The organism is Candidatus Proelusimicrobium excrementi (assembly GCF_937881865.1).
In the GTDB taxonomy this organism is placed as follows: Bacteria; Elusimicrobiota; Elusimicrobia; order Elusimicrobiales; family Elusimicrobiaceae; genus Proelusimicrobium; species Proelusimicrobium excrementi.
Genome location: NZ_CALGEO010000081.1, coordinates 1 through 10,112, shown reverse-complemented (window position 1 = coordinate 10,112; position 10,112 = coordinate 1). Strand labels below are relative to the sequence as shown.

The following is a 10,112-nucleotide window of genomic DNA, read 5'->3' as shown; positions in this document are numbered from 1 at the left end:
CATTGCCTCAAAAATCCAGTCACCGAACTGACACTTCCCACGAGTTTGGCTGACATATGAAAAGCAGGATGCCTCATAAATCAGGCACTAACATATATACATGTCACTCAAAATGAGTAAACAAGCAACATTAGAGTTACTGAATTCAAACGCAGCCAAGTATCGAAAGGCATACTATGAACCTCTCTCTCCCCATCCGGCGAATTTTTCTGCCTCAAAATGCCGACTCGCTACGCTCGCTGTCATTTTGAGGCATCCACTTTTCGGTGACTGTTTTTTTGAGGCAATACGGCACGTCACACAATGAAAGAACACCTTTTCTGATTGTAAATGACTCCTGTGGGTGGGCGGCTTACAGGAATCGTTTGATGCGGCGGCATACTTCCTCGACATTGTCCCGGCTGTTGAATGCAGAAATGCGGAAGAAGCCTTCGCCATGAGCACCGAACCCTGCACCCGGGGTGATGACCACCAGTGCTTCGCGGAGCATTTTATCGAAGAAATCCCAGCTTTTCATGCCCTCCGGGGTTTGTACCCAGATGTATGGAGCATGGATGCCGCCCCAGATGTTCAGGCCGACGGACATACAGGCGGCTCGCAGCAGCCCGGCATTGCTGAGATAGAAGTCAATGAGTGATTTTGTTTGTTCCAAACCTTCGTCGGTAAAGAGTGCCGCAGCACCGCGTTGAACGATATAGCTTGCACCGTTGAATTTGGTGCCGGTACGGCGCTTCCAGAGCTCGGAGACGGAAATTTTGTTCCCCGCCGCATCTCTGCCCCTAAGCTCCTTTGGTATCACAACATACCCGCAGCGCACGCCGGTGAACCCTCCCTGCTTTGAGAACGAGCGGAACTCGATGGCGCACTGCCGGGCTCCGGGGATAGCGTAGATGGAGGAGGGAATGCTTGTATCGCTGATAAATGCCTCGTAGGCGCCGTCATATAACAGAATGCTATCGTTTGCCAGCGCGTAGTTTACCCATTCTTGCAGTTGTTCGTATGTGGCAACAGCTCCCGTGGGATTGTTGGGAGAACAAAGATAAATCAAATCGGCTTTGAAATCCGGGATTTTGGGGGCGAAACCGTTTTCGGCCAGGCAAGGAAGCTTCTTTACCGCACGTCCGGCCATTATATTGGTATCCAAATAAACCGGGTAAACGGGATCGGCCACCGCCGCAACGGCGTCAGCGGAAAAAACTTCCTGAATATTGCCGACGTCGCATTTGGCGCCGTCGCTTACAAAAACTTCTTCGGGCTGTAAATCTATGCCGTAAGCTTTATAATCGTTTTCTATAATCGCGTCAATAAGGAAAGAATACCCCTGCTCCGGGCCGTAACCGCGGAAAGTGCTTTCATGGCCCATTTCTTCGGAAGCTTTATGCAAAGCGTTCACGCAGGCTTTCGGCAAAGCGCGGGTAACGTCGCCGATACCAAGGCTTATGACGTCGGCCGAAGGATTGGCCGCTTTATATTCCCGTACTTTCTTGGCTATCGTAGGGAAAAGATAATTTTGTTCTAAATTTAAATAATTTTCGTTAATTTTAATCATGGAAAGCTCCTTACCTATCAATAGTATATAAAAAATGGTAATATTCCTTGTATGCGATTTTTTTATTTAAGTGTTTTTCTTCTTTTCTGCGCCTGCGCAAGGCAGCCTGCGAATATGACCAATAACGGCACGGATATTATAGCTTTCGGCGACAGCCTGACTTACGGCTACGGCGCCGCCCCGGAGGAAAGTTATCCTTACATCCTCGGGGAAATAATCGGGCGGGATATAGTGAACCTTGGCGTAAACGGCAATACCGCCGCGGACGGTTTGGCGCGCATTGACGATTTAAAAGACTACAATCCTTATATGGTTCTGATAGAATTCGGCGCAAATGATTATATGCGCAAACGCCCCTTTGACCAAACCAAACAAGCTTTAAGCGATATTGTGGATTATGTGCAGGATATGGGCGCGATTGCCGTTTTGGTGGATACCGGCGGCCCCGGCATGGGGAAATATACGGATTATATGAAAGAGCTTTCCAGACAAAAACAAACTTTGTTCGTACCCGCGATAATGGCAGGCATTTTTACGGATCCGTCTTTGAAATCGGATATTATACATCCCAACGCCAAAGGATATAAAATAGTGGCCGAGCGCGTTTGCAAAAGTATAAAGAAGCATCTTCCGCGCGATTAAATTGGTCCCCGTAAACAACAAAAAACCCCCGCAAAAATGCGGGGGTTTTTAACTTCCGAAGAAATTTTTTCTTAGTTCTTCAAAGTTTCTTTCCAGGATTTAAGTTCCGCTTTGGCGTTGGCCTTAGTTTCTTCGGCTTTGGCTTTGGCGGCGGCTTTATCGGCCTTGGCTTTGGCTACGGCTTCTTCATAGCGGGCCTTGGCGGCGTCTTCCTGTTCTTTATTTTGGGATTTGGCTTTGGCTTTGGCCGCGGTATATTTGGCTTTGGCGGCGGCTATTTTTTCATCAGCGGAGGCTTCGGCGGCCTTTTTATCGGCCTGAGCCTGAGCTTTTGCCTTTTCATATTTGGCTTTCAAATCGGCTTTGGCGGCTTCGGCTTTGGCTTTTACCTGAGCTTTGTTGGCTTCTGATTTAGCCTTATTGGCTTCGGCTTTGGCCTTTAAATCGGCTTTGGCGGCTTCGGCTTTGGCTTTTACCTGAGCTTTGTTGGCTTCGGCTTTGGCCTTATTGGCTTCGGCTTTGGCCTTTAAATCGGCTTTTGCGTCGGCTTTAGCTTGGGCGGATTTGGCTTTTGCATCGGAAACAGCTTTCTTGCTGTCCGCTTTTACGGCTTTCACTTTCGTTTTAGCGTCGCATTTGGCGTTTTGGGCCATTTTCTTTACGCAATTGTTCCTGCAGGTAAGGTCGGTTTTGTCGCAGGTGCAAACTTCAGCCGCGAAACCAAACGTCGCAAAACAAGCAAGAGCAAAAATTGATAAGAATACTTTTTTCATTCTTGGCACTCCTCCTTATAGTAGTTACATATAAATTGTACAAAATATCTAACTATTTAATGTTAATTATAAAGCAATATTTGCTAAGATTTAATAAATGTCCGGAGGCCCCTTTATGCAAGAGGAAACGAAACTCGTTTACAAAAATTTTTGGTTTTTTATATCAATTGCGGTAATCTTGCTGTTTATAAGCCTGTTCGCTTATTTGGACATACTGCAAAAAAATCTTAAAGCCGAAATGTCCCAAAACATTATGGAAATAGCGGAAATGGAAGCCAATTCCTTCAACACTAAAATCAAAGAGGAAACGCAAACCGTAAACGCGCTGGCCGGTATCATGGAGAAATATTACGCCATAACGGATTTGGACACTTTTATCGATATCCTCGATCGGGAAAACAATAACAACGACTTCATTTACATGGGCATAATCATGCAGAACGGGGACGTATACTTCAACGATCATTCTTTGGTAAAAGATTTTCTGCCGCAGGAAGCTTTGGATAATATTTTTGAAGGCAATTCGATAACCACAGGTCCTCTGGATAATCCTTACGACGAAAAAGACCTTATAATTACCGCTGCGCCGGTATTCGTTTACGGCAAGCCGCAAGTAGCCATCTTCGCCGCGCATACCGAAAGTTATTATGCAAAAATTTTGGAAATGTCAAAATTCGGCGGATACGGATATTCGTATATAACAAACAATGTCGGGCAGCTGATAGTAAATTCCGACTCAAACCCCCATGTAAAAAGCAGAAGCAACGTCATTGACTATTTTAAAAACATCAAATTTGAAAAATTGGGTAGCATGAACGCTTTTATGAAAGAGCTTATGGCGGGCAAAAGCGGCATCGCCAGTTTAGATTCGGAACAAGAACACCGCTTTATGGCTTATATCCCGCTGGATATAAATAATTGGTATTTGCTCTTCTTTGTGCCTACCGAACCTTTTATGGCGCAGGTAAACAAGGTTATGTTTATGGCCGTTACGCTTTGCGCCGAAATAATTTTAATATTTTCTCTGTTAATGCTGTATATAAGAAATACCGAACGTAAAAGCAAAGAGGCGTTTTATTTAAGCGCTTTTACAGATCCTCTTACGGAATGCGCCAACCTAAACAAATTAAAAATGGATCTGCCGAAGATGCTTGCCGAAAACCCGGATTCAAGCTTTGCCATGGTTTTATTGGATATTGATAAATTTAAAGTGATAAACGAACTTTACGGCTTCAGGAGCGGAGATATGGTGCTGATTCACATATCCAATGTTCTTAAAGAGCATCTCGGCCCCAATGAGCCTTTTGCAAGGATGTCGGGCGACAAATTTATCTGCATAATAGAATATAAAAACAAAGAAGAAATAGAAACAAGGCTTCAAACCATTTGCAACGAGATAAAAAATTGTTACGCTTCCACTGATTTAAATTACGAAATCGTAGCCAACTGCGGCATATTTATGGTGGAAAGAGGCCTTCCGTTTTACTTAATGCTGGATAGGGCCAATCTTGCCTGCGCGGAATCAAAAAAGGATAAATCGGTAAACTTCATGTTTTACAGAGATTATTCCAGGAAACAAATCCTTACGGAAAAATCCATAGAAAACAGTATGCGCGAGGCTTTGCAGCAAAATCAGTTCAAAATTTACTTCCAGCCCAAAGTAAATTTACACACTTTAAAGATGGACGGCGCGGAAGTGCTGGTGCGCTGGCTGCACCCCTCAAAAGGCATAATAATGCCAGATGTCTTTATCCCTATTTTTGAGAGAAACGGCTTTATTTTGGATTTGGATATGTTCATGCTCAAAAATTCCGCGCAAATGCTGCGCTCCTGCTTGGATGAAGGCATTGAGCCGGTACGCCTGGCCGTAAATTTTTCAAGGCTGCACATAAATAACCCCAACTTCTGTGAAGAATTTAAGAAAACCGCTGATTTCTATAAAATTCCGCCGCATTTGCTGGAAGCGGAAATAACGGAAACTACTTTGCTCGACAACTTGGACAAGATGAAAGACGTTATTACCAATTTCCACCAAAACGGATATCTTATTTCCATCGACGACTTCGGCGCGGGATATTCCTCTTTAAACGTATTAAAGAGTCTTCATTTCGACACGCTGAAATTCGATAAAGAATTCCTTAAAACCGACGGGGAAGAAAAGAGAGCGGAAGATATTATTTCCGGCGCGGTCAAAATGATTAAATCCTTGGACGTAACCATTGTGGCCGAAGGCGTGGAAACGGTTAAGCAGGCTGAATTCTTAAGGAATATCGGCTGCGACAGAGGGCAAGGATATTTATTCTCTAAACCCATACCTTTGGAAGAATTTAAAGATATGCTGAAAAATAATGATTTTTCGGCAAAAATGAAATAACCTTCCAAAGCTCTCGGGCTTGAAACTGTTTGCCCCATGGGATATTATAAATATATATGAAGCAAACATTTTCCGTAAGCGGGATGTCCTGCGCGGCTTGTTCCGCTGCGGTTGAAAAAAGCGTAAGAACTTTAAAAGGCGTCAAAGAAGCCCGCGTAAATTTACTACTCAACACTTTAAGCGTTGACTATCAGGAACAGTCATTAACGCCGGAAGACATAATTTCCGCCGTAAGAAAAGCCGGCTATGACGCCGCCTTAAAAAAAGAAAACGCCGCGGAGCCCCGCCCTTCGGCCGGGGAAAGTTCTTTCGGCGTAAAAGGCCGTATAATTGCCTCTTTTATTTTGCTTATACCTTTAATGGCCGTTTCCATGGGGCCTATGTTGGGTGTGCCTTTCCTTAAAGCTTTGCCGCCTATGACAAACGCCGTTTTACAGCTTTTGTTTACCATGCCGGTGGTATTCATCAATTTTAAATATTTTATTTCCGGGTTTAAGGCCCTTTTGCGCCGCGCGCCGAATATGGACAGCCTTATCGCAATAGGCGCAGGCGCGGCTCTGCTTTACAGTATATATTCCGTATTGGCTATGTCCTTATCCCTAAGCGCGGGGGAATCTTCCGCAGTTATGCACTACGCACACGCGCTTTATTTTGAATCGGCCGCCGTAATCTTGGCCGTAATCAGTTTGGGCAAATACCTTGAACAGCGCGCCAAAAGCCGCACTTCCGGCGCGATAGAAAAACTTATAAATCTCGCCCCGAAAACCGCGGAAGTTACAAGAGCGGGGCAAACAATCGTAATACCCGCTGGCGAACTTAAAACCGGCGATATCATAACCATAAAAACCGGCCAAAGCCTGCCGGCGGACGGCACTATAGTTGAAGGCAATGCGTTTATGGACGAGTCTTTGGTAACGGGGGAAAGCCTCCCCGTGGAGAAAAAGCCCGGCGACAAAGTTATTTGCGCCACCATAAACACCGACGGCTATTTTAAGTTCCGCGCGGAAAAAACAGGCTCGCAGACAACGCTTGCCCAAATAGTCAAACTTATGGAAGACGTAAACTCTTCCAAGCCGCCGATAGCGGAACTGGCCGATAAAATAAGCGGTATTTTTGTTCCCGCCGTAATAATAGCGGCTTTTATCAGCGCGGCCGCATGGCTGGCCGCGGGGTATGATTTTGCTTTCGCGCTTAACTGTGCGGTATCGGTTTTGGTAATATCCTGCCCTTGCGCTCTCGGGCTGGCCACCCCTACGGCGATAATGTGTGCCACCGGCAGCGGAGCAAGAAACGGCGTCCTGATAAAAAACGCAAAAAGCATACAAACTGGGCTTCAGGTAAATTGTGTGGTTTTGGATAAAACCGGCACCGTAACAGAAGGGAAACCGGCGGTTGCGGATATTATCGCGGAAGATAAAAACCTCCTTCTGCAAACGGCCGCCGGCATAGAAGCTTTATCGGCGCACCCTTTGGCCAAAGCGATATGCTTATATGCGGAAGACAACGGAATAAAACCGCTTAAAGCCGAAAAGTTTGAATATAAAGAGGGCTTTGGCATAAAAGCGTTTTGCGGCGGAAACGAAACTTTGGCGGGCAATTTAAAATTTATGAAAAGCGAGGGAGTGCAAACGGCGGATTGGGAAGAAAAATCGGAGGAGCTTTCCGCCCAAGGCAAAACGGCGGTTTTCTTCGCTTCGGATAAAAAAATAATCGGATTGGCGGCATTATCGGATAAAATAAAAGCCGACGCAAAATCCGCCATAAACGCTTTTAAAGAAATGGGGCTGGACGTCTATATGATGACCGGCGACAATGAAAAGACCGCCGCAAATATAGCCGGGCGGCTGGGTATTGAACACTTCAAAGCGGAAGTATTGCCTGCGGATAAAGAAGTTTTTGTGAGGCGGCTGCAGCGGCAGGGCAAAACCGCCGCCATGATAGGCGACGGCGTAAACGACGCGCCAGCTTTGGCCCGGGCGGATTTGGCCATAGCCATAGGGGCCGGCAGCGATATAGCCATAGAATCCGCCGATATCGTTTTAATGCGCAAGGAGCTTTCCGGCGCGGTTTACGCTCTTAAATTAAGCCGGGCCGCAATAAGAAATATAAAACAAAATTTATTTTGGGCTTTATTCTACAACGCCGCAGGCATACCTTTGGCTGCGGGCGTTTTTTATAAGGCCCTGGGCTGGCAGTTAAACCCTATGTTCGCGGCCTCGGCAATGGCTTTGAGTTCCGTATGCGTGGTGCTTAATTCGCTTAGGCTGGCAAGATTTAATCCCGTAACAAATAAGGAGAAAATGATGATTAAATATATTACAGTTGAAGGTATGGCGTGCGGACATTGCTCCGCAAGAGTAAAGGCCGCGCTTGAAGCTTTGGGCGCGAAAGCCGAAGTCGATTTAAAATCAAAAATCGCAACCGTAGAAGCGCAAAACGACATAGCGGACGACAAAATCAAAGCGGCCGTGGAAAAGGCCGGCTACCAAGTCAGCCAAATAAAATAAAGCTTTGCGCATTGCCGCATAAGCTTATTATTTGGTAATTTATATATTATGAATTATGGTTTTGTTAAGACCGCGGCCGTAATACCGCAGGTATTGCCGGCCGATATTGAATTTAACCGCGGGGCGATAGTCCGCGCGGCTGAAACCGCCTCCCAAAAAGGCGCGGAGATAATTTTATTCCCCGAACTTTGCCTTACCGGATACACCTGCGGGGATATGTTCCTTAACGAACTCTTGCTGAAGAAATCCGAAGAGGAACTGCTTAAAACCGCCGAACTTACAAAAGAACTTGACTCCGTAATAATAATCGGCCTGCCGCTTGCCTGTGCAAACGCGCTTATAAATGCGGCGGCGGTTATTTTTAAAGGCGAAATTTTGGGAGTAATCCCCAAAAATTATCTGCCAAATTACAAAGAATTTTACGAGAAACGCTATTTTGCTTCGGCGGCGGAACTTAAAACAAAAACCATAGAACTGGCCGGCAAGCAAATACCTTTAGGAAGTGATTTGCTGTTTAAAACGCACGGGGCCGTATTCGCCATAGAACTTTGCGAAGATCTTTGGGCGCCGGTTCCGCCGAGCTCCTTTGCGGTTTTGGCGGGTGCGCAAATAATTTTTAACCTTTCCGCCAGCAATGAACTCGCGGGCAAAAACGATTATCTAAGAAATTTAATCGCCCAGCAATCTGCCAGATGTATAAGCGGATATGTGTACGCTTCCTGCGGATTTGGGGAATCCACTACGGATACGGTCTTCGCCGGCAACGCTTTTATTTACGAAAACGGCGCGCTTTTAGCCAAATCCGAACGCTTCAGCCTTAAAGAGCAAATCATAATAAGCGAAGTTGACCTCGACGCTTTAAACAATGAAAGACTGACGAATAAAACTTTCGCGGACTGCGCCGCATTAAACGCGAAAGAATACAGAACGGTAAATATTCCGCTTGCGCCGCGCTCCGCCGAGTTAAGCAGAACCGTAAGCAAAACCCCTTTTATACCGAAAGGAGCGGACTTTAAAGAAAGATGCCGCGAAATTACCGACATTCAGGCTTTGGCCCTCGCCAAAAGAATAGCGCACGTAAAAGCGCGCAAATTGGTGATAGGCGTTTCCGGCGGGCTTGATTCCACCTTGGCTTTGCTGGTCTGCAAGGAAGCCCTGCAAAAACTGGGCCTGCCTTTAAATATGATTTTAGCCGTTACGATGCCGGGCTTCGGCACCACGGGCAGAACTTACAACAACGCCGTAAAACTTATAAAACTTTTGGGGGCGGATTTTAAAGAAATCAATATAAAAGAAGCTTGTCTGCTTCATTTTAAAGATATTGCCCACGACGTTGAAGAAAAAAACTCCGTATATGAAAACGTGCAGGCGCGCGAGCGTACGCAAATCCTTATGGATTTGGCCAACAAGCACGGCGGCTTGGTGGTCGGCACGGGTGATATGTCCGAACTGGCGCTGGGCTGGGCCACTTACAACGGCGACCATATGTCCATGTACGGCGTAAATTCCGGCGTGCCTAAAACGCTTGTAATCCATTTGGTAAATTACTTTGCGGAGATAAGCCCCGCGCCCGTCCGCGAAATTCTGCTGGACATAGTCAATACCCCTATCAGCCCGGAACTTCTGCCGGCCGACGACAAGGGCGCGATAGCCCAAAAGACTGAAGATTTGGTAGGACCTTATGAACTGCACGATTTCTTTCTATATCACTTTTTAAGGCATAATTTTACGCCGCGGAAAATTCTTTTCTTGGCAAAAACGGCCTTTAAAAAAGATTATTCCGAGAAAGAAATAAGAAAATGGCTTGAAGTGTTTTTCAGAAGGTTTTTTGCCCAGCAGTTTAAACGCTCCTGCCTACCCGACGGACCGAAAATAGGCTCCGCCGCGATAAGCCCGCGCGCGGATCTGCGCCTGCCAAGCGACGCAAAAAGCGATATTTGGCTTAAGGATATCAAATGAAAGAAAACAATCTCTCTTCAAAAAAGCTTGAACGTTACGCGGCGGTAAACAATGTCTGCCTTATGATACTTTCCGCGGCGGCTTTGACGGCGTTTTTGGCTGCCGCCTTATCCATGATCACGACGCAGACGCTGCCCATGCGGACAGCCTGCACGCAGGCCTTTTCCCCGCTGATGATCTTGCCTGCGCGCATGCACAGGCCCAGCATATTCAGCATACGGTTCATGCGTTTTCACCGCCGGTGATCTGGGATTCAGGAGCCCGGAATACCTCCGGCTCGATTTTAGTATCCAGTGCGCGATCCAGCG

The 10,112-nt window shown here is 46.3% G+C and carries 7 protein-coding genes; 4 read left to right on the top strand and 3 right to left on the bottom strand.

Annotation, left to right across the window (positions count from 1 at the left end):
* Positions 1–352 precede the first annotated feature (352 nt).
* Positions 353–1,549, bottom strand: a complete 1,197-nt coding sequence (locus tag ACQY26_RS03825) for an LL-diaminopimelate aminotransferase (RefSeq protein WP_428047781.1) — start codon at positions 1,547–1,549, stop codon at positions 353–355.
* A gap of 114 nt (positions 1,550–1,663) precedes the next feature.
* Between ACQY26_RS03825 and ACQY26_RS03820 the strand changes: the two genes are divergently transcribed.
* A complete protein-coding gene (locus tag ACQY26_RS03820) occupies positions 1,664–2,191 on the top strand; it encodes a GDSL-type esterase/lipase family protein (protein WP_428047780.1) in 528 nt (175 codons plus the stop codon).
* A 71-nt stretch (positions 2,192–2,262) separates the two neighbouring features.
* On the opposite strand, the gene ACQY26_RS03815 is transcribed toward ACQY26_RS03820, so the two are convergent.
* Positions 2,263–2,964 carry a hypothetical protein gene (locus ACQY26_RS03815; protein ID WP_428047779.1) on the bottom strand — a complete coding sequence of 234 codons (702 nt, stop codon included), beginning with the start codon at positions 2,962–2,964 and terminating at the stop codon, positions 2,263–2,265.
* A gap of 115 nt (positions 2,965–3,079) precedes the next feature.
* On the opposite strand from ACQY26_RS03815, the gene ACQY26_RS03810 reads away from it, so the two are divergent.
* Genes ACQY26_RS03810 through ACQY26_RS03800 form a run of 3 tightly spaced genes read left to right on the top strand, consistent with a single transcriptional unit; the run spans position 3,080 to position 9,804 of the window.
* Positions 3,080–5,338, top strand: a complete 2,259-nt coding sequence (locus ACQY26_RS03810) for a bifunctional diguanylate cyclase/phosphodiesterase (RefSeq protein WP_428047778.1) — start codon at positions 3,080–3,082, stop codon at positions 5,336–5,338.
* Between the two features lie 56 nt (positions 5,339–5,394).
* Positions 5,395–7,845, top strand: a complete 2,451-nt coding sequence (locus ACQY26_RS03805) for a heavy metal translocating P-type ATPase (protein WP_428047777.1) — start codon at positions 5,395–5,397, stop codon at positions 7,843–7,845.
* Between the two features lie 48 nt (positions 7,846–7,893).
* Entirely contained in the window at positions 7,894–9,804 is a 1,911-nt protein-coding gene (locus tag ACQY26_RS03800; protein WP_428047776.1) for an NAD(+) synthase, read from the top strand.
* Positions 9,805–9,838: 34 nt separating this feature from the next.
* Here the strand turns inward: ACQY26_RS03800 and ACQY26_RS03795 are convergent, their stop codons facing one another.
* Positions 9,839–10,030 (bottom strand): hypothetical protein, encoded by a 192-nt coding sequence (locus ACQY26_RS03795; protein ID WP_428047774.1) that lies wholly within the window; start codon positions 10,028–10,030, stop codon positions 9,839–9,841.
* Between the last annotated feature and the right edge of the window lie 82 nt (positions 10,031–10,112).

Coding starts and splice junctions, on each gene's coding strand:
- ACQY26_RS03815 (WP_428047779.1), bottom strand. CDS start 2,964: ATGAAAAAAGTATTCTTATCAATTTTTGCTCTTGCTTGTTTTGCGACG.
- ACQY26_RS03810 (WP_428047778.1), top strand. CDS start 3,080: ATGCAAGAGGAAACGAAACTCGTTTACAAAAATTTTTGGTTTTTTATA.
- ACQY26_RS03820 (WP_428047780.1), top strand. CDS start 1,664: ATGACCAATAACGGCACGGATATTATAGCTTTCGGCGACAGCCTGACT.
- ACQY26_RS03805 (WP_428047777.1), top strand. CDS start 5,395: ATGAAGCAAACATTTTCCGTAAGCGGGATGTCCTGCGCGGCTTGTTCC.
- ACQY26_RS03800 (WP_428047776.1), top strand. CDS start 7,894: ATGAATTATGGTTTTGTTAAGACCGCGGCCGTAATACCGCAGGTATTG.
- ACQY26_RS03795 (WP_428047774.1), bottom strand. CDS start 10,030: ATGAACCGTATGCTGAATATGCTGGGCCTGTGCATGCGCGCAGGCAAG.
- ACQY26_RS03825 (WP_428047781.1), bottom strand. CDS start 1,549: ATGATTAAAATTAACGAAAATTATTTAAATTTAGAACAAAATTATCTT.